Annotated in this window: 23 protein-coding genes and 3 pseudogenes; 11 read left to right on the plus strand and 15 right to left on the minus strand. The window is 65.1% G+C overall.

Going from position 1 to position 25471, the window contains the following annotated elements; translation table 11 throughout:
- Window positions 1–28: 28 nt before the first annotated feature.
- The 4 genes from E1N52_RS34720 to katE all read right to left on the minus strand — a co-directional run bounded on the left by E1N52_RS34720 (window position 29) and on the right by katE (window position 6718).
- Window positions 29–1819, minus strand: a complete 1791-nt coding sequence (locus tag E1N52_RS34720) for a glycoside hydrolase family 15 protein (RefSeq protein WP_133188359.1) — start codon at window positions 1817–1819, stop codon at window positions 29–31.
- A 42-nt stretch (window positions 1820–1861) separates the two neighbouring features.
- The gene (locus tag E1N52_RS34725) at window positions 1862–3658 is read right to left on the minus strand and encodes a thiamine pyrophosphate-requiring protein (RefSeq protein WP_133188361.1); all 1797 of its coding nucleotides are present in this window, start codon (window positions 3656–3658) and stop codon (window positions 1862–1864) included.
- Window positions 3659–3737: 79 nt separating this feature from the next.
- Entirely contained in the window at window positions 3738–4577 is an 840-nt protein-coding gene (locus E1N52_RS34730) for a CHAD domain-containing protein (RefSeq protein ID WP_133188363.1), read from the minus strand.
- A 44-nt stretch (window positions 4578–4621) separates the two neighbouring features.
- Window positions 4622–6718 carry a catalase HPII gene (katE, locus tag E1N52_RS34735; protein ID WP_133188365.1) on the minus strand — a complete coding sequence of 699 codons (2097 nt, stop codon included), beginning with the start codon at window positions 6716–6718 and terminating at the stop codon, window positions 4622–4624.
- Between the two features lie 149 nt (window positions 6719–6867).
- Here katE and E1N52_RS34740 point away from each other — a divergent pair, with 149 nt between their 5' ends.
- From E1N52_RS34740 to E1N52_RS34755, 4 genes are read left to right on the plus strand one after another with little or no spacing between them, the layout of a single operon-like run.
- Window positions 6868–8448 carry an FAD-dependent oxidoreductase gene (locus E1N52_RS34740; protein ID WP_165979509.1) on the plus strand — a complete coding sequence of 527 codons (1581 nt, stop codon included), beginning with the start codon at window positions 6868–6870 and terminating at the stop codon, window positions 8446–8448.
- Window positions 8448–9524, plus strand: coding sequence for an acyl-CoA dehydrogenase family protein (locus E1N52_RS34745; protein ID WP_133188368.1), 1077 nt, complete (start codon window positions 8448–8450; stop codon window positions 9522–9524). Before E1N52_RS34740 ends, E1N52_RS34745 begins: the two co-directional genes overlap by 1 nt.
- Window positions 9525–9539: 15 nt before the next feature.
- The gene (locus tag E1N52_RS34750) at window positions 9540–10157 is read left to right on the plus strand and encodes an SAM-dependent methyltransferase (protein ID WP_133188370.1); all 618 of its coding nucleotides are present in this window, start codon (window positions 9540–9542) and stop codon (window positions 10155–10157) included.
- 9 nt (window positions 10158–10166) lie between these two features.
- Window positions 10167–11105 carry a cation diffusion facilitator family transporter gene (locus E1N52_RS34755; RefSeq protein WP_133188372.1) on the plus strand — a complete coding sequence of 313 codons (939 nt, stop codon included), beginning with the start codon at window positions 10167–10169 and terminating at the stop codon, window positions 11103–11105.
- A gap of 10 nt (window positions 11106–11115) precedes the next feature.
- Here the strand turns inward: E1N52_RS34755 and E1N52_RS34760 are convergent, their stop codons facing one another.
- A complete protein-coding gene (locus E1N52_RS34760; RefSeq protein ID WP_133188374.1) occupies window positions 11116–11838 on the minus strand; it encodes a PIG-L deacetylase family protein in 723 nt (240 codons plus the stop codon).
- Window positions 11839–11869: 31 nt separating this feature from the next.
- Window positions 11870–12577, minus strand: coding sequence for a glycosyltransferase family 2 protein (locus E1N52_RS34765; protein WP_133188376.1), 708 nt, complete (start codon window positions 12575–12577; stop codon window positions 11870–11872).
- Between the two features lie 201 nt (window positions 12578–12778).
- Between E1N52_RS34765 and E1N52_RS34770 the strand changes: the two genes are divergently transcribed.
- Together E1N52_RS34770 and E1N52_RS34775 are read left to right on the plus strand one after the other, a co-directional pair.
- Complete coding sequence (locus tag E1N52_RS34770) at window positions 12779–13015, plus strand: hypothetical protein (protein ID WP_133188378.1); 237 nt, start codon at window positions 12779–12781, stop codon at window positions 13013–13015.
- Window positions 13012–14106 (plus strand): enolase C-terminal domain-like protein, encoded by a 1095-nt coding sequence (locus E1N52_RS34775; RefSeq protein WP_133188380.1) that lies wholly within the window; start codon window positions 13012–13014, stop codon window positions 14104–14106. The genes E1N52_RS34770 and E1N52_RS34775 overlap by 4 nt, the downstream gene beginning before the upstream one ends.
- Window positions 14107–14165: 59 nt before the next feature.
- On the opposite strand, the gene E1N52_RS34780 is transcribed toward E1N52_RS34775, so the two are convergent.
- Window positions 14166–15188: an SDR family oxidoreductase gene (locus E1N52_RS34780; protein ID WP_133188436.1), complete on the minus strand. Its 1023-nt coding sequence runs from the start codon at window positions 15186–15188 to the stop codon at window positions 14166–14168.
- A gap of 827 nt (window positions 15189–16015) precedes the next feature.
- On the opposite strand from E1N52_RS34780, the gene E1N52_RS45590 reads away from it, so the two are divergent.
- The 4 genes from E1N52_RS45590 to E1N52_RS34800 all read left to right on the plus strand — a co-directional run bounded on the left by E1N52_RS45590 (window position 16016) and on the right by E1N52_RS34800 (window position 17657).
- Entirely contained in the window at window positions 16016–16318 is a 303-nt protein-coding gene (locus E1N52_RS45590; RefSeq protein WP_425468188.1) for a divalent metal cation transporter, read from the plus strand.
- Window positions 16319–16685: 367 nt separating this feature from the next.
- Complete coding sequence (locus E1N52_RS34790; RefSeq protein WP_133188384.1) at window positions 16686–16943, plus strand: CsbD family protein; 258 nt, start codon at window positions 16686–16688, stop codon at window positions 16941–16943.
- 31 nt (window positions 16944–16974) lie between these two features.
- Window positions 16975–17349, plus strand: a complete 375-nt coding sequence (locus tag E1N52_RS34795; protein WP_133188386.1) for a phage holin family protein — start codon at window positions 16975–16977, stop codon at window positions 17347–17349.
- Window positions 17346–17657, plus strand: a complete 312-nt coding sequence (locus E1N52_RS34800; protein ID WP_133188388.1) for a hypothetical protein — start codon at window positions 17346–17348, stop codon at window positions 17655–17657. Before E1N52_RS34795 ends, E1N52_RS34800 begins: the two co-directional genes overlap by 4 nt.
- A gap of 340 nt (window positions 17658–17997) precedes the next feature.
- Here the strand turns inward: E1N52_RS34800 and E1N52_RS34805 are convergent.
- Together E1N52_RS34805 and E1N52_RS34810 are read right to left on the minus strand one after the other, a co-directional pair.
- Window positions 17998–18908 (minus strand): annotated as a pseudogene (locus tag E1N52_RS34805) (manganese catalase family protein).
- A gap of 85 nt (window positions 18909–18993) precedes the next feature.
- Complete coding sequence (locus E1N52_RS34810) at window positions 18994–19494, minus strand: YciE/YciF ferroxidase family protein (RefSeq protein ID WP_133188390.1); 501 nt, start codon at window positions 19492–19494, stop codon at window positions 18994–18996.
- Window positions 19495–19840: 346 nt separating this feature from the next.
- Between E1N52_RS34810 and E1N52_RS34815 the strand changes: the two genes are divergently transcribed.
- Complete coding sequence (locus tag E1N52_RS34815; RefSeq protein ID WP_133188392.1) at window positions 19841–20632, plus strand: SDR family oxidoreductase; 792 nt, start codon at window positions 19841–19843, stop codon at window positions 20630–20632.
- Here the strand turns inward: E1N52_RS34815 and E1N52_RS45595 are convergent.
- The 6 genes and pseudogenes from E1N52_RS45595 to E1N52_RS34840 form a co-directional block, all read right to left on the minus strand.
- Window positions 20629–20940 (minus strand): annotated as a pseudogene (locus tag E1N52_RS45595) (hypothetical protein); the annotation flags it as partial. The gene E1N52_RS34815 and the pseudogene E1N52_RS45595 sit on opposite strands and share 4 nt — an antisense overlap.
- 24 nt (window positions 20941–20964) lie before the next feature.
- Window positions 20965–21102 carry a hypothetical protein gene (locus tag E1N52_RS44295; protein ID WP_165979510.1) on the minus strand — a complete coding sequence of 46 codons (138 nt, stop codon included), beginning with the start codon at window positions 21100–21102 and terminating at the stop codon, window positions 20965–20967.
- A gap of 534 nt (window positions 21103–21636) precedes the next feature.
- Entirely contained in the window at window positions 21637–22110 is a 474-nt protein-coding gene (locus E1N52_RS34825) for a PRC-barrel domain-containing protein (RefSeq protein ID WP_133188396.1), read from the minus strand.
- Between the two features lie 138 nt (window positions 22111–22248).
- Complete coding sequence (locus tag E1N52_RS44300; RefSeq protein WP_165979511.1) at window positions 22249–22695, minus strand: response regulator; 447 nt, start codon at window positions 22693–22695, stop codon at window positions 22249–22251.
- 328 nt (window positions 22696–23023) lie between these two features.
- Window positions 23024–23541, minus strand: a pseudogene (locus E1N52_RS45600) (Dps family protein).
- 436 nt (window positions 23542–23977) lie between these two features.
- On the minus strand, window positions 23978–24889 hold the full coding sequence (locus E1N52_RS34840; protein ID WP_133188400.1) for a YihY/virulence factor BrkB family protein: 912 nt from the start codon (window positions 24887–24889) through the stop codon (window positions 23978–23980).
- Window positions 24890–25471: the final 582 nt, after the last annotated feature.

Here is a 25471-nt window from a genome sequence, read left to right on the forward strand (position 1 = left end):
CGTGCGCTTCACAGCGCCGCGCCGAAACTCAGCCACCGCTGCGGTGGCCCTGGGTCGAGCCGCTAAGCAGCAATGCCGTCTTGACGATGGCGAGATGACTGAGCGCCTGCGGAAAATTGCCCACCAGGGAGCGCACGCGCACGTCGTATTCTTCCGCGAGCAAACCCAGGTCGTTGGCAACCGCGAGCACCCGCTCGAACTGGGCGTGCGCCGCGCTCTCGTCTCCGCGCAGGTACAGGCAGTCCGCCATCCAGCAGGAGCAGGCGAGAAGCGCGCCTTCTTGCGCGGCTTCGCTCTCCCCGCGTCGCCAGCGACGGATTAGTCCGTCTTCGCTCAGCTCAGCGCGGACCACATCGATCGTCGCCGACATGCGCGGGTCATCGGCACGCATGAAACCCACGAGCGGTATGAGCAGCACGCTCGCGTCGAGCTGGCTTTCGCCGTAGCTGCGCACGAATGCCCCGCGCCGCGTGTCCCATCCGCGCGTGCAGACTTCCTCGTGGAGCTTGCGGTGAAGACCCGCCGCGCGTTGCACCAGTGCGTCGCCCGGGCCCGGACCGTCTTCACACCGGTGCTTGATGAAGCGGTCAAGCGCGACCCACGCCATGACGCGCGAAAGGGTGTGATGGCGTGGAGCGCCGCGGGTCTCCCAGATTCCGGAGCCCGGCATCGCGCTGTGATCGAGCAGCCAGCCGACGATGCGCGCCTCGAGCGCGGGTTCTTCGGGGGCCGCCGCGATGCCGGCCCGGCGCGTGAGATAGAGGCAATCGAGCGCTTCGCCGAATACGTCCGGCTGATACTGCGTGGCGGCCGCGTTGCCGAACCGTACGGGGCGCGCGCCCTGCCAGCCCGCCAGCGATTCGACAATGCGTTCGGCGGGAACCCGCCGCCCATCCACACGGTACATCACGTGAATGCGCCTGCGCGAGGCGCCCAGCGTACGCAGCAGCCAGTCGCGCCACGCGCGCGCTTCCTCGTGAAAGCCCGCTTCGAGCAGCGCTTCGACCGCGAAGCTCCCGTCGCGCAGCCAGCAGTAGCGATAGTCCCAGTTCAGGCTGTCTCCGGGCGTCTCGGGCAGCGAAGTCGTGGGCGCCGCGACCATCGCGCCGCTCGGGCGATAGATGAGCGCCTTGAGCGTGAGCAGCGAACGCCGCACCGCTTGCGGCCACAACGTGCGGTTGTTGTCGAAGCGCTCGATCCAGTGGCGCCAGTAACGCTCCGTGTCGTGCAGCGCCTGCAGGGGCGACGCGGGACCGTGCGCGGGGGTGTCCCCGTGGGTCAACGTGAATGTGACGCGCTCGCCCGCGTGGAGCGTGAACACCGCCTCGATGAGCGACTGCCCGCGCGTCTGGAGCGGCACGTCGCTGCACAGGATCATGGCGCCGACGCCCGCTCGCAAGAGCGCCGAGTTTGCTTCGTTGAGCGGATCGTGCGCGATCTCAACAGCGTCGCAACCGCCATGCGCGCGCAAACGCATACGCATGTCGACATGCCCTTCGCACCCTTCGACGATGCGCACGAGGCACGGCGCCGCTGTATCGACAGCCATGAGGTCGATAGCCCGCACCCTGCCGCTTTCGCATTCGAAGCCGGTTTCCATGACGAGCGTATCGTCCCGATAGCATCGGCTTGCGCGTCGCGGCGCCGTAGCGGGCGCAATGGACCAGAACCCGTCGTCTTCACTGCCAAGCAAGGCGGCAAAGCTGGGGTCACTGTCAAAGCGTGGCCAGCACAGCCAGTCGACCGATCCGCCACGGCCGAGGAGCGCGGCGCAGCGACCGTCCGCAAGCAGCGCGTAGTCTTCGATGGTGCTTGTCATGGTCGTGTGTGAACGCCGCGCCGCGTGTGCGAAGCGCGGCGCTCAGGACTTCTTGCCGGGAATGACGCTCGCCATGACTTGCCGCGCCGTGTTGGCAATCACGCTAGCCTCCGCCGGGTCGCCCTCCATCAACGTACGCGCGAAATGGCGCGCCTGATCCAGCGTCACGTGCGGCGGCAACGGCGGCACTTCCGGGTCGGTTTTCACTTCGATGACGACGGGACGTGGCGCAGCGAGTGCCTGCTCCCACGCCTCTCCCATCTGCTCCGCGTCGTCCACGTAAATGCCCGTGAGTCCAACCAGTTCGGCGAAACGGTGATACGGCACGTTGGGAATGTCCTGAGACGCTTCGAACTTCGGATCGCCCTGCATGACGCGCTGCTCCCATGTCACCTGGTTCAGGTCCTCGTTGTTGAACACGGCGCAGATCCAGCGCGGGCTCTCCCACTGCCGCCAGTACTTCGCGACCGTGATGAGCTCGGCCATGTTGTTCATCTGCATCGCGCCGTCGCCCACCAGCGCAATCACGGGCCGCCCTGGATGCGCGAACTTGGCGGCGATGGCATACGGAACCGCCGCGCCCATCGAGGCGAGGCCGCCCGAAAGCGAGCACATCATGCCGCGCCGGATCATGAGGTCACGCGCGTACCAGTTGGCGCAGGAACCCGAATCGCTCGTCACGATCGCGCCGTCGGGCAAGCGCGGCGAAAGCTCCGTCACCACGCGCTGCGGATTCACCTTGCCACCCGTCGCGGCGAGCGCGCGCTCCTCCAGCACGCGTTGCCAGCGCTCGCCCGCATGGACAATGCGGTTGCGCCAGCTCGCGGCGTTCTTCTGTTCGAGCATGGGCAGGAGCGCGCGCAGCGTGGCCGCGCTATCGCCCACGAGGCTCACTTCCATCGGATAGCGCAGGCTGAGCATGCCGGCGTCGAGATCGATCTGCACGGCCCGCGCGTCGCCCTCCTTCGGGAGAAACTCGGAGTACGGAAAGCCAGAGCCGACCATCAGCAACGTGTCGCAAGAGGACATCATTTCGTCGGTAGGCTTTGTCCCCAGCAGCCCGATCGAGCCGGTCACCCACGGTAGATCGTCAGGCACGGCCGCCTTGCCGAGCAGCGCTTTCGCGACACCCGCCTGCAACCGCTCGGCGACGGCGATCACTTCGTCGGTGGCGTGCAGCGCGCCCGCGCCCACGAGCATGGCCACGCGATGCCCCGCGTTTAGCACATCCGCCGCGCGCCGCAGGTCCGCTTCGCGGGGCACGACCTCGGGTTCGGCGTAGCCAACACCTGAATGCGCCGTGCCGTGCTTGCGCGCGGGCGGCTCATATTCCAGCTCCTGCAGATCGTTGGGCAGCACCATCGCGGTGACCGTGCGCCGCGAAAGCGCGATGCGCACCGCGCGATCCACCACGTGGCGCACCTGGGCCGGCACGCTCGGCTGCTGTATATAGGCACCCGCCACGTCCTTGAACAGGGAAACGAGATCGAGTTCCTGCTGATAGTGCGCGCCGAGCGCGGCGCGCGCCTGCTGGCCCGTGATGGCGAGCACAGGCATGTGGTCGAGGCGCGCATCGTAGAGGCCGGTCAACAGGTGGCTCGCGCCAGGACCGGAAGTGGCGATGCACACGCCCAGCTCGCCAGTGAACTTGGCGTGCGCGCTCGCCATGAACGCGGCCATTTCTTCGTGGCGAGCCTGCACGAATTCGATCTTGCCGTGCGCGCGCTGGAGCGCGCCAAACATGCCGTTGATACCGTCGCCGGGATAGCCGAAGATGCGCCGCACCCCCCACTCATACAGCCGCTCGACGATGAAATCGCTCACCGTGGTCGTCGCCATTTACGTTCTCCTTGCGAATTGGTCCGAACATGCTCTGTTAGCGCAAGCGTCGAACCTGGCGCGCGACGCGTTCGGCGCCCTAGTCGAGCAGCTTGGCCGCCACGCGTCGGCGGCGCTTGCGCTCGCGCTTCAGCTCCGCAAGCGCGACGTCTGCGCTCGCCGTGTCGGCGAACACCTCGCGGTGCTGGGCAAACAGACGTTCGCTGGTCACGGCATCATTGAGCGATCCAAACCGATCCTGAAGTTTCTTGAGCGCTTTGACGTGCCGCGACTCGCGCCCTGGCAACGTGGATTCGAAGAATTCCAGCAGATAGCGCAACCGTTTCGCTCCTTTGCGAACCTCATGCCATGCGGGGTAGTCGCTGCGTTTCGCCTGTCGCGCCCGGCGCATGCGCTTGCGCAACGCGCCCCGCGCCAGCCGCACGCGTTCGCGCGCGAGGCGCTTCATCGGCGTGCGGTGCGCGGAAGTGTTCAGCTCGCGGTTCAGTTCGTGCAACATGTCGCGCAACGCGTGCTTGAGGTCGGTAGCTTCGAGTGTCTCCCTCGCGCGCTCGCGAGCCTCGCGCCGCGCAGCCTCGACGCGCTCCGCAGAGAGTGCCGGGTCGCCTTTCGCGCCGGCCTTCCCGTCGAGCAATGCAATGGCGATGTCCCAGTCACGTACCTCGCCTGCCGCCAATGCCGCACGCTTGAGCAACGCACGCTGCGGCTCGACGCGTTCGCGCCCGAGCAGTGGCCGCCACGCCCACAGCAGCGTGCGCAGCCGTCGCAACGCGACGCGGAGTTTGTGCAGCTTTTCCGGATCGGAGCCCGGTGACCCAGCTCGGGCGAGCGCTTCGTCGATTAAGGGCTTCGCGTGGCGCGAGAACTGCGATTGCGCGTCTTTACGTTCGTTGCCCTGTCTTGCCTCCACCTTGCCCATCTCCCCTCCCACTGCGAAGCGACCTGTTCCCCTGCGTCTCGCGCTCAGGCAGGCACCGCCAGCGCTTGCGCCATGCGCGACCACACGCGGTGCTGTCCCGCCGCCTCGATGAACTCCTTGAGCGCGCGTTTGAGATCCGCCTCGTCGCCGCTCGCCACGCCGTCAGCCGGATCAGGCAACTGCGCGGCAGCGAGGACGAGCCGGCCTGTGTCGACTGCGCCTATCGCCTTGAGATGCTTGAAGGCTTCGAGCACGAAGTGCCGCGCGTCGCCCGATTGCGTGAGCATTTCCGTGGCCTTCTCGCCGCCGGGAATAAACACGGCGTCGAACATCACGGAGGGCATGCCCGTAACGGTCGCGTCCGGCGTCACGTCACCGATTGGCTCAAGCGTGGGCGCGATGACGAGCGCCGTTGCGCCTTCCTTCGCGAACGCGTCGCGCAGTTTCTTGAGCGTGGTCGAATCGGCACCTGGCGCCGTGAGCAACGCGATCTTGCGTGTTTTGATACCGGGCTGCACGCGGTTTAGCAAGCTTAGCGCGGGCGAGCTGGCTGTCTTCGGCTTGCCCGGCTTGCTGCCCGCTTTGGGCTTCGGCAGGCCGAGCGCTTGCGCCACGCTCGCGGCAAGGTCCGCGTCGATATTCGCGAGAATCTCGTTGACCTCGCGCTCACGTATTTCCGGCTTCGTGACCTTGCCCAGTTCGAACGTATAGGCGGCCTTGATGTGCTCTCTCTCGGGCTCCGACATGCTGTTGTAGAACATCGTCGCCTGCGAGAAGTGGTCAGCGAATGACTCGCTGCGCACCCGAATCTTCACACCGTCCATGCGCTCCTGGTAGCTTTCGAAGCCCCCGTCCTGCGGCGTGGTTTCCTTCGGCCAGCCGCCGCTCACCGAGTTCGGCTCGTACGAGGCCTGCCCGACGTTGATGGTCTGTCGGTGCATGGCGTCGCGCTGGTTGTTGTGAAACGGGCATACAGGCCGGTTGATCGGTATCTCGTGGAAATTGGGGCCGCCGAGCCGGCTGATCTGCGTGTCCGTGTAGGAGAACAGTCGCCCTTGCAGCAAGGGGTCGTTCGTGAAATCGATGCCTGGCACGATATGGCCTGGGTGGAACGCCACCTGTTCGGTTTCCGCAAAGAAGTTGTCGGGGTTGCGGTTGAGCGTCATCTTGCCGATGATCTTCACCGGCACCAGCTCTTCAGGAATGAGCTTGGTGGGGTCGAGCAGATCGAAGTCGAACTTATGCTCGTCCTTTTCTTCCACGACCTGCACGCCCAGCTCGAACTCGGGGTAATCGCCGCGCTCGATCGCTTCCCACAAGTCGCGGCGGTGAAAATCGGGGTCCTTGCCTGCAATCTTCTGCGCTTCATCCCACAGCAACGAATACGAGCCCAGTACGGGCCGCCAGTGCCATTTGATGAAGCGTGCCTTGCCCTTCGCGTTGACGAGGCGGAACGTATGGACTCCGAAGCCTTCCATGGTGCGCAGGCTGCGCGGGATGGCGCGGTCGGACATGGCCCAGATGACCGTGTGCGCGCTCTCCGGCACGAGCGAGACGAAGTCCCAGAACGTGTCATGCGCGCTGCCGCCGGTCGGCATTTCATTGGGCGCCTCGGGCTTTACGGCGTGCACGAAGTCGGGAAACTTGATCGCATCCTGAATGAAGAAGACCGGCATGTTATTGCCGACCAGGTCGAAATTGCCTTCTTCCGTGTAGAACTTCGTGGCGAAGCCGCGCACGTCGCGCACGGTGTCCGCTGAGCCGCGCGGACCCTGCACCGTCGAAAAGCGCACGTACACCGGGGTCTCCTTCGCTGGGTCCTGCAGAAAAGCGGCGCGCGTCAGTTCGGCCTGCGATTCGTAGACGCGAAATACACCGTGCGCTGCCGAGCCTCGCGCATGGACAATACGCTCGGGTATGCGCTCGTGGTCGAAGTGCGTGATCTTTTCACGCATGATGAAATCTTCGAGCAGCGACGGGCCGCGCGGTCCCGCGCGCAACGTGTTCTGGTTGTCGGCGATCTTCACGCCCTGGTTGCTGCGCAACGCCTCGCCATCCGCGTGCGCGCGAAACGGTTCGAGGCTCTGCGATTTTGCGTCGGTGGGCGCGTGCTTGCTTTGGGGGCGATTGCGGTGTGGCATGGGGGCTCCTGATGATTGCTGCGGCTGCATGGGCATTCACCCAGCGCAAGCGATGTGCCACTGCGGGGTTTGTGGTCCAACGACCGTCCACGCATTCCGGCACGCTGTTTGCGCACGCCCAGGTCAGAACAACCGGGCAGGAGCGCGTGATGACCAGATGGATCGAGGCAATGCAGGTCGCGGCGTTGCCTGCGCAAAGCATGCGGCGCGTGGAACTCGAAGGCGTCCCGGTGTTGCTTGTGAACGCTGGAACGAGTTCACACCCGCAAGACCCGCAAGTGCGCGCATTCACGGCTGATTGTCCGCATGCGGGCGCGCCGCTCGAGCAGGGGGCGCTGTGCGAGGGGCGTATCGTTTGCCCCTGGCACAAGGCGGCTTTTGCCGTCGAGAACGGCCAATGGCTGGAACCACCCGCGCTCGAGGGGCTGAAAACGTACCCGGTCCGCGTCGAGTCCGATGCCGTATTCGTCGACCTCGAGCCGGAGCGCGCCGCGCCGCAAGGCCCCAAACAAGCCAGGCCCGGGCCGCAGCGCCGCATCGCGATCATCGGCGGGGGCGCCGCTGCGGCAGCGGCGGCCGCCACGCTCCTCGAAGTCGGCTTCACGGGCGAGGTGACGATGTTCGCCGCGGAACCGCAAGCGCCCTACGACCGCACCTGTCTGAGCAAGTTCGTGCCGGCCGGCGAGATGAAGCCCGGCGAGGTACCGGCTATCCTTCCCGAGGCCTTGACCCGCGACCCGCGTCTGCGAATTGAGCACCGCGAAGTGACGCGCTTCGATGTGCCAACGCGCCAGGTGACGCTCGCCGACGGCCGCCAGCCCGCGTTCGACGCCGTGCTGATCGCAAGCGGCTCGGTGCCGGTTCGGCCCGGCATTGCTGGCGCAGAATTGGGCCGCGTTTTCACCTTGCGCACGCTCGCCGACGCGGGCGGCATCCTCGAAGTACTGTCTTTAGGTGACCCCGCCGTCATTCTCGGTGACAGCTTCATCGGCCTCGAAACGGCCTCGGCCTTGCGCAAGCGCGGTGTGGAGGTGACCATCGTCGCACCCAGCGGGCTGCCGCTGCAGCGGGCGCTCGGCGCACGCGTCGGCGGCTTGATGCGCGACTGGCACGAAGCAAAGGGCGTGGTGTTCCGCCGCGCCAAGGCCGTGCGCTTCGTGGGGGACGGTAACGTCGAAAGCGTCGAACTCGACGACGGCCGCACGGTTCACGCGAAGGCGGTGATCGTCGGCATCGGCGTGCGCCCCGCCACGCAGTTTCTGAGCGGTATCGAACTCGACGAAGATGGCGGCGTATCGGTGGACTCCACCATGCGAGCCGCGCCGGATGTCTACGCCGTCGGCGACATCGCGCGCTTCCCGCTGGACAGCATGGCAGGCTCTCCAGGCTCTGCGCAGAAGGCCCGTATCGAGCATTGGCGTGTGGCCCAGCAACAAGCGCGTATCGCCGCGCTGAACCTGCTTGGCGAAAATGTGCGCTATGAGGGGGTGCCTTTCTTCTGGACCCAGCACTATGACAAGCGCCTCGACTATCTGGGCCATGCCGGGAACTGGGACGATATGGTGATATCGGGCCGTCCCGGCGATGAACGCTTCGGAATCCTGTATTCCCAGCAGGGCCAGGTGCAGGCCGTGCTGGCCTGCGGCTACGAGCGGGAGATGGCGTTTCTCAGCGAACGCATGCGCGAACGCTTGTCCACCGACGAAGCACGCACGATTCTTGGGTTGTGATGGACTACGACGCATCTCTCGCCGTTCGCGCACCAGCCGGAGACAGCGAGCATGGCCGCTTCGACTTTGCAGCGCTGCTGCAAGGCTATATGCTGCCGCTCGACGCGCAGTCACTTGCCGGAGCCGCACGCCGGCTCGTCGCCGCGTGCCCGTCGCTGCCCCAGCCGGGAGGCGGCCATACGCTCGCGCGCTGGCAATTTCTCGCGGGTCTCGCCGCCCACGATCTCTCGCTCGTCAAGATTTACGAAGCGCACGCCGACGCGCTCGCCATTCACGCGGAACTCGCGGCGCCTCGCATGCCGCGCGACAGTGCGGCATGCGGCACCGCCCCCGAGATATGGGGCGTATGGGCCGCGCGCTCGCCACGCAACGAGTTGCGTTTCACCTCGAGTCGCAGCGGTCACGTATTGCTTTCCGGCGTCAAGCCGTGGTGCTCGGGCGCGGCATTCGTCACGCACGCGCTCGTGACCTGTGTCGACAGCGACGATCGCGACTGGCTCGCTGCACTGCCCATCGGCCAGCCAGGCGTGACGGTCACGGCGCGCGGCTGGGAGGCGGTCGGCATGGCGGCGACGCAAAGCGTCGAGATCGATGTGCAAAACGCGCACGCCACCCTCGTGGGTCCAGGTGGCGCGTACTTGCGACGTCCTGGCTTCTGGCACGGCGGCGCGGGCATGGCCGCGTGCTGGTACGGCGCAGCGGCAGCGCTGGCGGTGCGCCTGCGCGAAGCGGCCCGGCGACGCGACGACCCTCACCTGAATGCTCATCTGGGCGCGGCCGACGTCGCGTTGAGTGCTGCACGCGCGTTGCTGCGCGAAGCGGCGCACGCAATCGACGCCGCGCCAGAAGCCGACGCCATGGCGCTCGCGTTGCGCGTGCGCGCCGCGGTCGAAAGCGCGGTGGAAGTCACGCTGCACGCCTGTACGCGAGGTTTGGGCGCGGGGCCGCTGTGCCGCAACCGCTGGTTTGCCCGGATGGCGGCAGACCTGCCCGTGTTCGTGCGCCAGAGCCATGCCGAGCACGATCTCGCAGCGCTCGCGAAGCATGCCTCAACGAACGAGGACTGGTCGCTCTGAGCCCGCGCTTACGCCATGGAACCACACACTTCGCGCGCCGCCCACTTCGATGCCCAGTTCGCGCATGACGCCGATCCGTGGCGCTACCGCACCAGCTGGTATGAGGCACGCAAACGCGCTCTCACACTCGCCGCATTGCCGCGCGCGCTTTACCGCCGCGCTTTTGAGCCAGGCTGCGCGGGCGGCGAGCTTTCCGCAGCACTCGCGCCGCGCTGTGACCGGCTGCTATGCGCAGACTTTGCCCCGCGCGCTGTGGAGTTCGCCCGCTCGCGCCTCGCGTCATTCGCTCATGTGCAGATCGAGCGGCGCGCGATGCCTGCCGACTGGCCCGACGGACGTTTCGACCTGATCGTGGTGAGCGAGATCGCCTATTACCTGGGGGAAGCCGGCTGCACGGCAATGGCAACGCTCGCCGCGACGGCGCTGGAGGCGGACGGCACGCTCCTCTGCTGCCACTGGCGGCACGGCGGAGAACATTGGATGGTCGATAGCGCGCGGGTGCACGGCATCTTCGCGAACCAGGCAATGCGCGCCTCGCTGCATCGCGTCGTGCACGCGGAAGACGCCGACTTTCTGCTCGATGTGTGGAGCGCGGACCCGCTCAGCGTGGCCCGCCGTGAACGCGCGGGCTGAGCGCCTAAGATGCCGGCCACCGTCCCCCGCGCCGTCTACTACGCCCTCGCCTCGAACGCCGTGGTGGCGCTCTGCAAATTCGCCGCGGCCGCGTACACGAACTCCGGCGCGACGCTGTCCGAAGCGGTGCACTCCAGCGCCGACTGTCTGAACCAGGTGCTGCTCATTACGGGACGGCGCGCGGCGCACAGCGGCCCCGACGAGGAGCACCCGCTCGGCTTTGGCCGTGAAACGCACTTCTACGCCATGCTGGTGGCGCTACAATTCTTTCTGGTCGGTGGTCTCGCTTCGATAGGGATCGGCGCGTGGCGTCTCTGGCATCGCAGTGGCCTCGATCGCCCGGAGATCGCCGTCGCCGTGCTGTTCGTCTCCGCGCTGGTCGAGGGCGCGGCCTTGCGCGCGTCGATTCTTTCGATCGAGAGGAAGCACCGTGCGGGAGGCCTCTGGCGCTGGTTCCGCGAGACCGGCGAACTGGAAACCATGCTCTCGATAGGCGAGGACACCGCCGCGCTCGCGGGCGTGCTCGTCTCGCTCACCGGCACAGGGCTCGCCGCGCTCACAGGCCGGCCGGGATTCGACGCGCTCGGCAGCATCGGCGTTGGCCTCGTGATGATCGCGACGGCGGTGTTGTCGCTACGGGAAATCAAGTCATTGATCGTTGGCGAGGCGGCGCGCCCAAGCGTGCGCAAGGCGATGCGCGCCTGGCTCGACGCGCGGCCCGAAATCGGCCATATCGTGAGCCTCGTGGTGCTGCGCTGGTCGGACAGCCTGCTTGTCGCCATCCAGGCTGAGCTTGCCGAACACTGCGACGCCGAAGAACTCGTGCGCGTCATTGACCGTATCGAGAACGCGTTCCAGGACGCTTTTCCAGCCGCGCGGTGGGTATTCTTTGAGCCCGAGCTGCGGGAGCACGGCGAGCATCCGCTTTGGTCCGCGTGCCGTCGCTAGGTCCGCCTCGCTATGCCCGCATGACGCGCCAGTAACGTTCGGGCCTCGCGAGATCGGCGGGAAAGCGCGCGTCAAAGGCGCGTAGCTGACTTTCGTATTCGATGATGGCGCGGCGCCTGATCGAAAGCGCCCGTGCGGTGAGGCGTTCGGGGCGCCAGGATGCGTCGAGTGGCGCAGCGTGCAGCCCGCCCGCTTCGAGTTCGGCCAGACGCTTTTCCACGGCGCCGCGCGCCGAGCGATGAATCGCATCTTCGTAGACGATGCAGGACGCCACCCGGCCCGTACGCAGCAGGCGGGCCCACGCGTCGCCCACGCGCACATGGTCCGGATGGCGCACGCCCAGCGGCACGACGAGCGATGCGTCGACCGTGCACGCGCACTCGTACTCTCTCGCAATTTCATCGGCAAGCCTGGCAATATCGGGTAGCGTGCCATATTGGCCGTCCAGAAAGGGCAAACGGATTGCCCGCGCGCCGAAGTATGTAAGGGCGCGATCGTCTTCGCGCATGCGCTCGCGCATCGCTTGCGTCGAATCGTAGAAGCCCGCGGCGCGATCCCACTCCGTACGCTGGGGAGGTGCAGGGAATCCCGCGAACACCGTGCAGACGCACGCCCCTGAACACGTGGCGAGGAGCGCGGCACAACCGAACGCCGCGTCGTCGAGATGCGGCGAGACCACGAAAAGCCGGCACGCGCCGTTCGCCGCTTCGGGATGCAGGCAATCTTTGTCCATCGCGGTCGTCCGTGTATTGATCAGTCTGAGTTCAATCGGTCTCGGTGGTGGCGCTTACTTCGCCATCCCGCGCTTCGTTTTGCGCCTCACTCTGCGCCCATGCCGCGAGCGTGTCCCCGAAGCCGCCGCACACGCGCGCGTCGAGCCTCGCGCTCGTGACCACTCGCGGCGCGGCGCTCCATGCGATCACCGCGCCGGTCGCGCCCAGCATTTCCACGAGCGCCACGTCTTCGCCACAGGCAAGCGGCGCGAAGCCGCCCGCGCGCCGGTACGCGTGAGCACAAACGCCGAGGTTCGCGCCATGCACGTGGCGATGGCCGTCGGCGTCGTGGTAGCGTGCTCGCCACGCATCGAGCGTGCGCGCGGGGTGGCGGCTCCAGTCGTCGACGGTCACTGGCCCGCATACGGCGTCGACTCCTTGCGCCAGTTGCATGACTAGCCAGTCCGGTGCAACGCGGCTATCGGCGTCCGAGAAAGCGAGCCAGCGGGCGCCCCGCTCCAGCATCCAGAACGCGCCGGCCGCGCGGGCAACGCCCACGTTACGGGCATCGACCGCCAAGCTTTCCACGCCGGCTCGCTGCGCGATGCCGGCCGAGGCGTCAGTGCAGGCGTCGAGCACCACGAGCACGCGCACGGGTTCGCCAGAAAGCGCCGGGTGTCGTGCGGCAGCAATGGCCGCATGCAGGCACGGTGTAAGCAGACACTCTTCGTCGTGCGCGGGTATCACGATGCCGATCATGGAGATCCTCGGGCCGTTAGGGGTTGCGCGTCGGTTGCGCATGAACCTGCTTCGGCCCGCGGGGAGCCGCATGTGAGCGCAAGCGCAACTGCAGTGCCCGTCGGGCCGTGCGCTGCGGGCATGGGTCATGCGCTTTCGCCTGAACCACGCATCGCCCCACAGCCTTCATCACAACCGCCCAGGTAGAGGAGAGCCGATATCATGAGCGCCAACGTTGCCCATCACGCGCGCTGCACGATTCGGGGGGCGCCCGCGATCGTGTCGTTCTATCCCGACAGCCGCATCGTGCGCATCAGCGCGGAAGACGGCCATTGCTTCAAGCAGATGCGCTGGCTGTTTGGCTGGCAGGCGCTACTCGACGTGGTGGGCGACGCAGAAGAGTTCGCGCACACGGTTCCTCCAGATGCTTCGCAATACGAACCACGGGTGGCGTCATGAGTGCGTCACGTGTCACGCGCGTCGAAGCGCGCGCTTTTACGATTCCCACCGACAGTCCGGAGGCGGACGGCACCATTACCTGGCGCTCAACGACGCTCGTGCTGTGCGAGATCGACGCCGTCGGCTTTACCGGCGTTGGCTATACCTATGCGCATGCGGGCGCGGTGCCACTGATAAGCGGTGTGCTGGCGGATGCGGTGCATCGCTATGACATCTTCGACATCTCCCGCATCAACCTCGAAATGCAGCGTGAGGTGCGCAACATCGGCCGCCCCGGACTCGCGGCCTGCGCCATTTCCGCTGTAGACGCGGCGCTATGGGACCTCAAGGCGAAAGCGCTTGGCTTGCCGTTGTGCGTGCTGCTAGGCATGCAGCGCGAAAGCGTGCCGGTGTATGGCAGCGGCGGCTTCACGAGCTACGAAATCGACACCCTGACGCAGCAACTGCGTGGCTGGGTGGAGGACGATGGCTGCGCATGGGTCAAGATGAAAGTGGGATCGTGCCCGCACGAGGACTCTGCTCGCGTGGAGGCGGCGCGACGGGCCATTGGCGGCGCGGGGCTGTTCGTCGACGCCAACGGCGCTTACGAGGTCAAAGAGGCGCAGCGTCTTGCCGAATGCTTTGCGACGCAAGGCGTGCAATGGTTCGAGGAGCCTGTCTCCTCGCACGACCGCCGCGGCCTCACGGCGCTGCGGGCGGTGCTGCCCGCAGGCATGGTGCTCGCAGCGGGCGAATACGGTTATACCGCTGACGACTTCCGCGCACTGCTTGAAACACATGCCGTGGACGTGTTGCAGGCCGACGCCACGCGCTGCTGCGGCATAAGCGGGTTTCTCCAGGCCGACGCACTGTGCGACGCCTGGCATACGCCGCTCTCCGCCCACTGCGCGCCCGCGCTTCATCTGCACGTGGCATGCGCGGCGCGGCGCCTGCGACACATCGAGTGGTTTCACGACCACGCGAGAATCGAGGCGATGTTATTTGATGGCGCGCCGCAACTGCGTGGCGGCAGGATTACACCCGACCTCACGCGGCCAGGCAACGGGCTGGCGTTCCGGCAGGTTGATGGCCAGCGCTTTGCGATCGGATGAACCGCGCCGCCCGCGCTGCGATGAATCACGGCACGGGCGCCCCGACCAACGGCGTGTGATCACCGTCTATGCGCTCGTGCCTGCCTGCGCAAATGCACGAACGCCATCGCGAGTCCAACGAGCCCAAGCACCGCCCCACCCATCGCGGCATGCACGTGGCGCTCCGTGAACAGCGGCACGTACCCGTCTCGCGCTTCGTCGTCGAAACGCCCGTGCGCACCGAAGTCTCCCGCGACTGGCGCGTACAGATCGTCAGGCGCGTCGGGCAAGCGCGGCTCGTCCGTGAGCTGACCGCGATAACCGGCATGCGCGAGGTAGCGGTCGATGAGACCCGGCGCCAGCATGTCGCCGACGATCGCGCGCATCGTGGACCACCCGAGCCATAGCGTGCGCCGGCGATGTTCTGCCGCGAAGCGAATCGCGCGAGCGGCCACTTCGGGCTGGTAGACGGGCGCGACGGGCCGCGCTCGCCGCCCCATGCGGTTGGCTGCCCAATCGAACTGCGGTGTATTCATAGCCGGCAGATCGACAAGCGAAAGCCGTATTTTCAGGCCGTCGTGAATCAGTTCCGAGCGCAACGCGTCAGTGAATCCCCGCACCGCGAACTTCGCGCCGCAGTATGCAGATTGCAGCGGCACCGCGCGCGAAGCTAGCGCCGATCCAACGTTGACGATTGCGCCGCGATTGCGCTCACGCATGCGCGCAAGCGCCGCCATCGTCCCGTGCACTTGCCCCAGATACGTCACCTGCGTCGCCCGCTCGAAGTCACGTGCTGAAAGCGCCGATACCGGTGCGAATACCGTTGCCATCGCGACATTTACCCAAACGTCGATTTCACCCAGTTCGCGTTCGATGCGCTCGGCTGCTGCTTCAACGGCTACCGCGTCGGCGACGTCGACAGGCACGGTAAGGGCGCGAACGTTCCACGCCGCTCGCAGTTGAGCAGCGGCACGCTCTAGGCGCTCCGGCTCGCGCGAGAGAAGCGCCACGTCATAGCCCGCGCTCGCAAATTCCTCGACCGCGGCGCGACCGACACCCGCACCTGCGCCGGTGACAACGACTATCTTGCGTGGCATGGGCATGGACATAAGTCGCGACTTCTCCGGGGACCGTGAATGAAGCAAGCTGAGTGAACGCAACGACGCAACCGCTATGCCTGAGTATGACGTTTCGCGACGCCGATCACGGCGAGTAGAGTGGAGCGGTTCGGGCCGCCCAAGTGAGCCCGACTTAGCCCTTCTCGCCGGCAGGCCGCGCAACGGCTTCAATGAGTGCGCGTAACTGCTCGAGCGAGTACGGCTTGCGCAGGAACACGCATTCGAACCCCAGATCGCACTGCTTCCTTGCCAACCTGGGCGGCGACGCCCGAAGGGCACGCCGATTGCACATGCCTTCGTCGTCAGAATCCCACTCCTGACCCGGAGCACGCACGTGGCCACCAACGGCAAGCTCGAGCCCGAAACGGCGGTGACTGACCGCACGGAGCGGTCCTCGCTTTCGCGTCTCGGCCCTGGACGTGCGAGGCGCAGGATATCCTCCGCTGCGGCCAGTTTGACGAGACGGCGAGCTCCGGCTTCCGTCCGCGTCCGAACCGGGCGGCGACATGGAATCCCGACATGTCGGGCAGACCGAGGCCGAGTGGCGGCCGGCCGCAATTTACGCCGTTGCTCCCTGCCGGGCGACAGCACATTGACGCTCGCAGTGGTCACTATGTGCGCTACCGTCATGCGCCACGCGATCTATCTTCATTTGGGCCTCGCACGTAGGCGAGCGAGAGTGCCGCGCACCACGGACCGCGCCGCGCTGGTTCGCTTCTGAAATAGCGAAGCCATCGTGGTACTCAGCATTCCTGACCTTTTGAACATGTCGATGATCGCGATGGCCGCCGCGATCCGTCCAGCTCGTCCACCTGGAGGTCCCCGAAACGGGAAGTGCGTGGCGCATGCTTTCGCCGCTGCTGGGCACCGGTGCGGCCAGCGTTTTTCTCATCTACCTGCGTTGTACCGGGATGTCCAGGTCGGTCGTCGGCACGCTGGCCGGCAAGATGAACATGCAGGACCTCGTCAGGTTCCGGATGCCGCTATGTCCGCGGCGACCTGAGACCATCGTCCAGCCCTCACTTCGCCGGGCTCGGTGTGAGTCCCATCAGGGCACTGCCCGTGAGGCTCTCCTCGCATTCACACGAAACCCGGAATTGATGGGCCAGCGGTGAACGGACCGCGGCCGCGGGCGTTTGCGATCCTGCGAGCGCAATCGTTCTACCGCTGAGCGGTTGTGCTCATTCTTCACGTGATCGGTATCGATGTGCCCGGTTCCAAGAGAGGCAAAGCCGGCTCAGAAGATAACCTGGCGTCTCACCCCGGTGGAACCAGGGCCATGCGCGGCCCTCCGGAAAACGTTATTCCGGGCAAGCCGGCGCCACGCGCCGCGGCGCGAATTCCACGAGGCGGTCGGCACGGTCGCTGGCTTGGGGCACGACGATTGCTGCTTGAGCGTACCCTTGGGTTCGCTCGCCGCGGAAATGGCGCCACTTACCCCCGACGGGTGCACCGAGGCATAGCAAAAGCAGGAGCGCAATCATGACTTCGACCGATGGGCAAGGCATTGCAAACGAGGTGGCTGCCCAAGCCCCGGAAAAGGCCGGTGCCGTCCCAGGTGACCCGGCGTCCCAACTCGCCAGTAAGGCGACGCAGCTGTGCGGCGAGTCTCAGCAGCTCTTCGCCGACGCCGTCGCAGTCACACGCGATGCGATCACGGAGAGCCCTTTGCGGGTCCTCGGCGTAACAGCCGCGATCAGCTTTGCGCTCGGGGCCTTATGGGGCTGGCGTCGCGACTGAGTTCTGAAAGACGGGTCGTGGAGAACGTGCGATGTCCGTACAGACAAAACTCGCCCGCTGGCGCATGTTGGCGAATTTCGCCTTGTGCAGACTCGGTGACTATGCCGAACTATTGTCCATCGAGGCAGCGGACGCGCGAGCGCGCCTGCTGCGTGAATTCATCGCCCTGGCCGCACTGACTGTTAGCGGGCTGTTCACGCTTTCATTTTTCTGTCTCGCGCTCATCGCGTCGGCATGGAGCAAGCCCTACTTCCTTTACGTCGTCTGGGGGATTGCAGTCGCGTGGCTGGTTCTCTCCCTTGTCGCTCTTTGCGCGTTCCGCGCGCTCAGCCCCGCCCCGGCATTCCGCCTGGTCAAGGATGAGATGCGGGCTGATCTTGAGACTTTGCGCGAAGCGTTGAAATGAGACCTTCCGAGCATACTCGCCGTATCCGCGAAGTCGCCATTCTCGAGCGCATGGAGGCGACACGCGCGCGACTGCAGGCATTCAGCCGGCGATCGCGGGAAGATCTAACGCGTGACGTCCGTAGCGCACAGGCGCTAACGACCGCGAACATTGCCCGCGCATTCCTCACCGCCCCGCACGTTACGCTGGTGGGCTCGATCGTGCTGGCGGCATTGATTCTCGGCCCTCGGCGCGTGGTACCGGTTGTCGTGCGCACGAGCCTGACGAGCTGGGTCGCGCGCAACGTCCGTGCGCTCGTTGGTCGATAAGAGCGCCTTCTCTGCGTGACCATCGGCCGCACGCCGTTGAGGGCGCCGCGTTGGCCTGGGCTACGGGGTATGCTGTTTGACCATCATGTTCAATCGCGTGGGCACCATGAAAACACTGGAAATCGACCGGCTACGGCCTGGGCCGCACGCTCAAAGTGAAGCCCGTCGAAGCGGGGCCAAGGCGGGCGCTGGAAACGCGCCCCCCTGTGCCCTGCTCAACGCCCAACGCCCGGCAGGCTCCGGCGATCGCGCTGTATGGGCAGCACACGATTCCTTGTCTTCCGCCTGTTCTTCGATCGCCTATGCATGCAGCCATTGAGTCTCGGTTCCCGGGAAGCTGTCATTTCGCATCTTCGCTACGCCGCGCCTGACTGGCGACGTCAGGCTCGATGGGTGCCTCCCCCAGCTCGGCGCCCGTCTGCGGATCCACTGAAGTCTCCGATGCCAGTCGCGTGCTCAAGGCCGTGAGCGCGGCCTGCTGGTTCGCGTCCAGGTTGATCCACGCGTTGCCGTCGCCACCGTCCACCGCCGGTTCGCCTTGCTGCATTTCCAGACGTTGCCGCTATTCCACGGTGCGGCGTCGCCTTCACCGCCGTGCGACATCTTGTAGTAGACGTTCGCGAATCTGGCCACTGGCGGGCGCTTGCCCGGCGGAAAGTTGCCCTGGTTGGCGTACAGGGCCTTTTCGAACGACTTCTGGTGGGAGACCTCGCGCGTCATCAGGAACCCCAGGGCGTCGCGGATGCCCGGATCCTCCGTGACATTGATCAGCCGCTCATAGACGATCTTCGCGCGTGCCTCGGCAGCAATGTTCGAGCGCAGGTCAGCAGTGGGTTCACCGATGGTGTCAATGTAGCCCGCGCTCCACGGCACGCCGGCCGAATTGACCAGAGGAGGTCCACCGCCAAAAAGCACCTGCGTGACATGGCTGTCGTTGCCGGCACCGTTGAGTTTGCGGTAGAGATCCGCCTGTTCGTCAGTGGCTTCGGCAAGCTCGCCCTTCGCGCCCTTCTTGAGCATGGCCACGATGGTGCCGATGATCTCCAGATGGCTGAGTTCCTCGGTCGCGATATCGAACAGCATGTCCTTGCGACCGGGGTCGTCCTCGGATACCGCCTGAGTAAAATAGCGCATTGCGGCAGCGAGTTCTCCCTGAGGTCCTCCGAACTGCTCCAGGAGGAGGTTGGCAAGACCAGGATTGGTTACGTCTACGCGCACGGTGTACTGCAGCTTCCGGTTATGCATGAACATGAGGCTCTCCAGTATTTTTTGCCGAACCTGACAATTTGGATTGCTAACAGATTTAAACCAGGGGATGGAATTCCCGGCCCGCTCGCTACGCTTTTGCTGCCGCCCTGGCGTTACCTGCCGTCTCGGCAAACTTTGAGAGCTTCAGATCGGTAGCCTTTTCTTCCTCAAGCGTTTCCTTGAGCAGATTCACCGCCTCGCTGTGACCGAGCAGTTTGCCGAGCGCGCACAGACTGCCATATGCCGCGATCTCGTAGTGCTCGACCTTTTGTGCTGCGGCGATGAGCCCTGCGTCCAGAACGGGACCCTTTTCGATTTCCTCGATCAGTTCATCCCCTTCCTCGATGAGGCCTTCCATCGCGACACATTTCATGCGTTTCAGGCGCAGTCCCGTCACTTCGACTACCTTGTCGATCCGCTCGATCTGCCCCCGCGTTTCTTCCAGGTGAGTCTTGAATGCCTCCGCGAGTTCAGGATCGCTAACGGTGCGCGAAAGCTTCCCGAGCGCACGGGTCAGTTGTTTTTCTGCGCTGTAGATGTCCGACAGCATGTGGACGAAAAGGTCGTCGACCGTCTTTCTCTGGCTCATGATTGCCTCCATGGTTGGGCGAGGTGGGAAGCGCAACCACCATTCCCGCGACCACGCCAGCCGTCGCCGGGCCACGCGAAGGCTCCGGGAAAGGTAGTGCGTCTCGCATCCGGAGATTTACGGGCGCGCGGCGCGGGTTAACTCGCGCTCCGGCGCGATGCCCTTCCGACCTCGTCACAGTGCCGCCATGCGCATATGCGCCGCATTCCGCGGCGTCAAGAACAGGTCCCGATGGACGTCGGAAGGAAGCCCCGCGGACAGGAGCAGCTTTCGAGCCGGGCGGTGGCGTACTGCAACCTGTTAGTGGCTCCTGAGGAGTACTCGCTCTCCTGGCCGGACCGCACCCATGGACCCACCACCTGACCATGGCGAGAAGAGCTATCGCGGCTCGGGGCGACTCGCCGGCAAGGTAGCCCTTGTGACGGGCGGTGACAGTGGAATTGGCCGGGCGGTCTGCATCGCGTTCGCGCGGGAAGGTGCCGACCTCGCCATTGCATACTATGACGAACACGAGGATGCGCAGGAAACCGCGCGCTGGGTGGAGGACGCCGGCCGCCGCGTCCTGCTGCTACCCGGCGACATCCGCGATCGCCGCTGGTGCCGTGAACTCGTAAGCAAGGCCGTCGAGGAACTGGGCAAGCTCGACGTGCTCGTGAACAACGCGGCATACCAGATGACCTACGAATCGATCGGTGCGATCAGCGACGAGGAGTGGGACCGCACCTTCGATACGAACATCGGCGCCATGTTCCGCATTTCACGCGAAGCCATTGCCGTGATGCGGCCCGGCGGCGCAATCATCAACACGGCGTCCATCAACGCAGACAAGCCCAATCCCACCCTCCTCGCCTACGCAGCCACCAAGGGCGCGATCCAGAACTTTACGGGCGGGCTCGCCCAGCTGGTGGCGCAGCGTGGCATACGCGTGAACTGTGTCGCGCCCGGGCCGATCTGGACGCCGTTGATCCCTTCGACCATGCGTGCAGAGACCGTGCGCGAGTTCGGCAAGGCGACGCCCATGGGCCGTCCGGGACAGCCAGCCGAGCTGGCCGGCGCGTACGTGCTGCTCGCGTCGCAGGAGGCAAGCTACATATCCGGTGCAACTGTCGCCGTGACGGGTGGCACGCCACTTATCTAGGTCCTTTGTCCGTACCGACGTGGACGCGCGCTACCGTGGCTTGTGCCTGCGGGCACGGGCACGAGGGAGCTCAGACTCCAGACACGGATAGAAAGCTTGCGCGCGGCAGCAGGATCCGGATTGCCGAGCACGGGCGCCGACAGGGATCCCTGGCCAGGCGAACTGTGCAGGTCTGCCAGTTCGCGTGCGTTATTCGGACGGATCGCGCTCATCGAATCGTGCATCGCGTGGTTGCCCGCACGTGCGAAAGTCCTTCGCCCCGCTTCGCGCGCGATGTCGTCGTGCGGCACCATGCTGATGACGACATCACACTCAGAGGGCGCGTCCCAGGCTCAGGTGACCACCGCCGCGCTGGCGCCGTGCCAGACTGCCTGAGCCGCGGCGATGCGGCGGTCGAACACCCCCGCGCGGCGTCCGTTCGTGATGAGATTGGTGGCGAATGCGGCGACCATGCGACCTGTGGTGACCATGCCAACCGACGGCGTTGCGCGTGACGACGACTGCCCCGCGCGATTGTCTTCGTGCAGGCTGCAACGTGAAAATAACGATAACGGCTGCAAGCCCAAAGGTCTTCGCATGCACGCCGCTTCCAGGCCACGGCGAGAGAGACGAAAATCCGGGCCGCGTGCCGGGTGAGAGCAGGATGAGAGAAAAGGCGGCCATGGCGACCGCGCCTGCGAGGATCGCAGCCCGTGAAACTGCGCCGCGCGCGCCCGTACGGCTGTTGGGTGCCGCGCGCCGTCGCGAAATCCGCGCGTAGATCCATCTCTCCCATGAAGCCTCTTCTCTCAGGTCGAAGGCCCGGGCCGGACATGCACCAGGCGCCACCGGCAGAGCAGAAAGCGTGCCGCGCGACCGACCCGCGGAGTCAGTAACGACCGCCAGGACAAACGGGCATCGGCCGAAGCAAGCCGATGCCCAACTTGCCGCTCAGACAGTGTTTCACTGAAGGTGCGCGGCGATCCTCCTGGAAACACTGTGACGTCCATAAGACCTGAATGGCATCACACGTCCACCGGGTTATTCACACCGGGATCACGTCCCGGAAGTTCGCCGGCTGCCCACCAGTACGGACGGCAGTTGTAGTAATCATGCAGCTGCGTGCCCCATGTCGGATCGGCCATCGATGGCCAGTGATCCTTATCAAATCCAGGGTCGTCCTTGATACGCTGTGCCTGAATGTCGACGCGAAAACACTTCTCGTTGGTGTCAAGTGTCAGTGCATTCCATGGAATCGCATGAAGCGTATTGCCCATGCCGAGAAATCCACCCTCGGACAGAACAGCGTATGCGACGCGACCGCTACGCACGTCAAGCATGATGTCGGAAATCTTGCCGACATGTTCGCCATCGGCGGAAATCACCTTGTTGCCGTCAAGCGTGGCCGCGGCCATGACTTCGGGGCCGGGGCCTTCGCCGACTCCCCCGCCGGCAATCTGTGCGCCAGTACCGCCCGTTTGGGGATGGAGGATAGTCATGTTGCGCTCCTTTCGGTTAAGAGTTGCGCGGACTACAGCGCATGCCGTGTGCCACGCCACAAAACGAGCAGTATGCGCGAGCCGTGTCTGGGGCGCACCTGGCGATCCACGCTTGTGGTCAAGGCCAGCAGGCGGATCTCACCGGAGCCCATCGTGAGGCGGCGGGTGCCCCACATCGCATTGCAGCGCGAAGTGAAACCCTGCATGTCCCTGCGCGCAGTCCAGCCGTGAGCCGCGCTGCGACATGAGCGTCAACAGCCTCGATGACTTCTTCAATGCATACCGGCTTCGAAAAAACTGGGAACAACACCATTCGGATTCCACAGGTTCTGGCGCACCCGAGAGCATCAACACCGGCGTTCCGGCGAGGCGAGGACAGGCCCGGATCATCAGACACAATTGCACGCCGTCAATGTCTGGCATCTGGTAGTCAGTAATAAGACATTCGATGCTTTCTCGCCGCATGAAATCAATGGCAGCCCGCGCGTCGCCAGTGATGTGCACACGGTGGCCGCTGTGCTCGAGCGCCAACGCGAGGGAGCACGCATTTTCCGGTTCATCATCAACCAGCAGGACGTTCGCCACAAAGCTCTCCCTACCTCTTTCAGGAGCGTCAACCCCGACGCGTCCCGTCGTGGCAGCGCCCGTTCGCCGGTTTTCCCTCGACCACCCTCTCGCGATGCGCCCACCGTGCCAGAAGTACTGTGCCCCGCTTACGATTCCGCATCTCACGTGCCACGCGAGGAAGAAAGGAACGCCCGGGCCCGCAGGCGACTGCAGCGGTGGTGGGACACGGCTGCGAACGATGGCGCATGGGAGGGAGCGTTGAGTGATGGCGCTCCAGGCCAGGATCAGTGCTGCGCGACACGGGCCTGCTGGCAGGCGTCGCGCAGCGGCGGCAGGCTATTGGGCGTCAGCGAGCATGAGTCGTCTCGAAAAGGAACCAGACACGCTCCTCGGTCTGATCGATCCAGTTGACGATCAGGCTCGCCGTCGCCACATCTTCCTTGTCGTCGCAGACATGATGGAGTTCGCGCATGAATCTGACCAGCGACTCATTGTCGTGATGCAGTTCGTCGAGCATCGCCTCCGGCGCCACAAACGCAGCGTCGTTGTCGGAAAGGCGCTTGAGTGACGCAATCTGACCGACCGCAGCGTTGGTCCGCCAAGCTTGCGCGCCCGCCATGCCACGGGATCGACCACCGCAAAGACCAGTGCGGCCTTGTCGTCGGGAAGCAGATGACAGTCGCGGAAGTGCGGTCCGCTCACGTGCCAGTGAAAGTTCCTGGTCTTGACGAATAGCGCAAAGACATCGGCCAGCAGATGCGTGAGCCCGTCGGAAACAGCGTTGCGAGCCTCCGCTCCACGATCGGTGGGAGTAGTCAGGTTCGCTGTACTCGCACCGTGAGCTTTGGGGTCCCTGGGTGCGATGCTGTGACTCCTTGTGTCGTGCGGGAAAATGCGCAGCAGCGCATTGTTTGTTCCCGGTGTATGGTTCGTGACCGGCGAGCAACCCGGCACGGCTGGAAGACGGGACACCTTTGCAATGTGAAGTGTGGGCTGCGTGATGAGCGCTCCGCGGGTCATGCGGGTCGAAGCGCGTGCCGTTTGCGCGGGACAAAAGCTGCGAATGGGTCAAGTCGAAAGTGGGATCGAACCCGCGCGACTCCGCTCCCGTGGCGGCGGCGTGCAAGCCGACCAGGAGCGCGGGGCAGTTCGTCCATGCCCTAGGGGTTGATGAGGTTATGGAGGGCAGCGTCCTGTCGAATGTTTCGCGCCGTAAGGTTGAACGGTGGTTCGAGAAGCCAGCCACCGCGGACGACCGCCGAAGCCTCACAGCGCTTCGTGCGGTGCTGTGCGCCCGGTTTCAACCAGTGTCAACAGGCTGCGGTGCCGGATCGCCACCGTGCATCTCGAGGCGCTCGTATTCCGCGATGAGCTGCGCCCCGAACAGCATGAGCGTAGCCAGCGCTTCAAGGCTGAAAAGCACGACGATCGCCGTTGTCAGTGACCCGTAGACGACGCTTACCTGAGAGAGCGTCGCAAAATACCACACCAGTACACGCCGCGTTATCTCCCATAGCACACCGGCAGCGACTGCGCCAAGGAGGGCGTGACGCAGCGTCGTGCGTCCCGCCGGTATGACTAGATAAATCGCCGTCAAGACGAGAATTTCGCCGGCGAATCCGCATAAATACAGTACCACGCGAGTCGCACCAGTCAGCGACAGAGCATGGCCGAACAGCACGATGCTGTCGCTGGCTACTGCCTGCAGTCCGCTTGACACGAGCGTCACCAGCAGCACGCCGATACCAAGGGAGAGGCTGAACAGGTACGGCACGATCGCCGACAGGAGGAAGTGTCTGCGCCGGATCGCGACCCGATGGACGAAGATGATTGACAGTGCATTCTCGAGCACGGTGAACGCGAGCGAACTGAAAAACACCATCGTGACAACGAGAAACCAGCCAACTACGGCGCGATGCGCAAGGAAATTTGCAAGCTCGGCCACGATCGCTGCAGACAGCCCGGGGATCAGCCATTCGAGCAGGTGCGCGAGCGTATCCAGCAGCAGTTGTTCCCCGACGAAATGGCTCAATGCGATAGCTGCCAGTATCAGGAGTGGGACGATCGACAGCAACGCATAGTACGCGATCGCGCCTGCAAGCAGCAGGCCCTCATTGCTCCGGAACGCCCTGCACACCAGGAACACGAATCGGACCGGATGCGACGCAACGAAGCGAAAGGCGCGCCCACGCGGATTGCTGGTCTTGCTCAAATGCCACCCCGTTCCTCTGCGCCTATACGGCCGGTTCACGTGCCCTCAACCTCGCATCCGTCGTGAACAGCCCGAGTCCACCCGGCCGGACCGATCCGGTTGTGGGCGCCGGGCAAGATCCCCGCCGTCCGCGCGCTTCCAGTCCCCCTGCGAGACAGGCCGTACCTCTTTCGAAAAATGGGCCCGCCCCAGGCCCCGAGGCGAGCGCGCACTGACGAAGCCGCTGCCGGGTGCGTCGCCTTGCGATGCCGCTGCGTTGTTGAAGACGCTCCTGACTCGCCCATGGTGTTTGCGCCCCTGGCATTCGAGGTCGTTGCGGTGCATCCGTGCGAGTTCGGTGTGCTCATACCCGTGCCGCCGGCACCGCCGCCTCCAGCCCCACCGCCCGCCGCCCGCGCGAACGCGCCGCCGGACAGAGCCGGACACGCCAGCGTTGCGAAGACTTGCACCTTGATTGTCTTCACGTTTGCCTCCGTTGCAATAGACCTTGAAATTGACCTGAAAATACAGCGAGATCCCGCAAGGGCTACGCGGCCGATGCAAACCGGGCCGATGTGTAAACAAGTATCCTTAGCGACTGTC

Source organism: Paraburkholderia guartelaensis (genome assembly GCF_004353905.1).
In the GTDB taxonomy this organism is placed as follows: domain Bacteria; phylum Pseudomonadota; class Gammaproteobacteria; order Burkholderiales; family Burkholderiaceae; genus Paraburkholderia; species Paraburkholderia guartelaensis.

Coding starts and splice junctions, on each gene's coding strand:
- E1N52_RS34720 (WP_133188359.1), bottom strand. CDS start 1,819: ATGACAAGCACCATCGAAGACTACGCGCTGCTTGCGGACGGTCGCTGC.
- E1N52_RS34725 (WP_133188361.1), bottom strand. CDS start 3,658: ATGGCGACGACCACGGTGAGCGATTTCATCGTCGAGCGGCTGTATGAG.
- E1N52_RS34730 (WP_133188363.1), bottom strand. CDS start 4,577: ATGGGCAAGGTGGAGGCAAGACAGGGCAACGAACGTAAAGACGCGCAA.
- katE (WP_133188365.1), bottom strand. CDS start 6,718: ATGCCACACCGCAATCGCCCCCAAAGCAAGCACGCGCCCACCGACGCA.
- E1N52_RS34740 (WP_165979509.1), top strand. CDS start 6,868: ATGACCAGATGGATCGAGGCAATGCAGGTCGCGGCGTTGCCTGCGCAA.
- E1N52_RS34745 (WP_133188368.1), top strand. CDS start 8,448: ATGGACTACGACGCATCTCTCGCCGTTCGCGCACCAGCCGGAGACAGC.
- E1N52_RS34750 (WP_133188370.1), top strand. CDS start 9,540: ATGGAACCACACACTTCGCGCGCCGCCCACTTCGATGCCCAGTTCGCG.
- E1N52_RS34755 (WP_133188372.1), top strand. CDS start 10,167: ATGCCGGCCACCGTCCCCCGCGCCGTCTACTACGCCCTCGCCTCGAAC.
- E1N52_RS34760 (WP_133188374.1), bottom strand. CDS start 11,838: ATGGACAAAGATTGCCTGCATCCCGAAGCGGCGAACGGCGCGTGCCGG.
- E1N52_RS34765 (WP_133188376.1), bottom strand. CDS start 12,577: ATGATCGGCATCGTGATACCCGCGCACGACGAAGAGTGTCTGCTTACA.
- E1N52_RS34770 (WP_133188378.1), top strand. CDS start 12,779: ATGAGCGCCAACGTTGCCCATCACGCGCGCTGCACGATTCGGGGGGCG.
- E1N52_RS34775 (WP_133188380.1), top strand. CDS start 13,012: ATGAGTGCGTCACGTGTCACGCGCGTCGAAGCGCGCGCTTTTACGATT.
- E1N52_RS34780 (WP_133188436.1), bottom strand. CDS start 15,188: ATGCCCATGCCACGCAAGATAGTCGTTGTCACCGGCGCAGGTGCGGGT.
- E1N52_RS34790 (WP_133188384.1), top strand. CDS start 16,686: ATGACTTCGACCGATGGGCAAGGCATTGCAAACGAGGTGGCTGCCCAA.
- E1N52_RS34795 (WP_133188386.1), top strand. CDS start 16,975: ATGTCCGTACAGACAAAACTCGCCCGCTGGCGCATGTTGGCGAATTTC.
- E1N52_RS34800 (WP_133188388.1), top strand. CDS start 17,346: ATGAGACCTTCCGAGCATACTCGCCGTATCCGCGAAGTCGCCATTCTC.
- E1N52_RS34810 (WP_133188390.1), bottom strand. CDS start 19,494: ATGAGCCAGAGAAAGACGGTCGACGACCTTTTCGTCCACATGCTGTCG.
- E1N52_RS34815 (WP_133188392.1), top strand. CDS start 19,841: ATGGACCCACCACCTGACCATGGCGAGAAGAGCTATCGCGGCTCGGGG.
- E1N52_RS44295 (WP_165979510.1), bottom strand. CDS start 21,102: ATGGTCACCACAGGTCGCATGGTCGCCGCATTCGCCACCAATCTCATC.
- E1N52_RS34825 (WP_133188396.1), bottom strand. CDS start 22,110: ATGACTATCCTCCATCCCCAAACGGGCGGTACTGGCGCACAGATTGCC.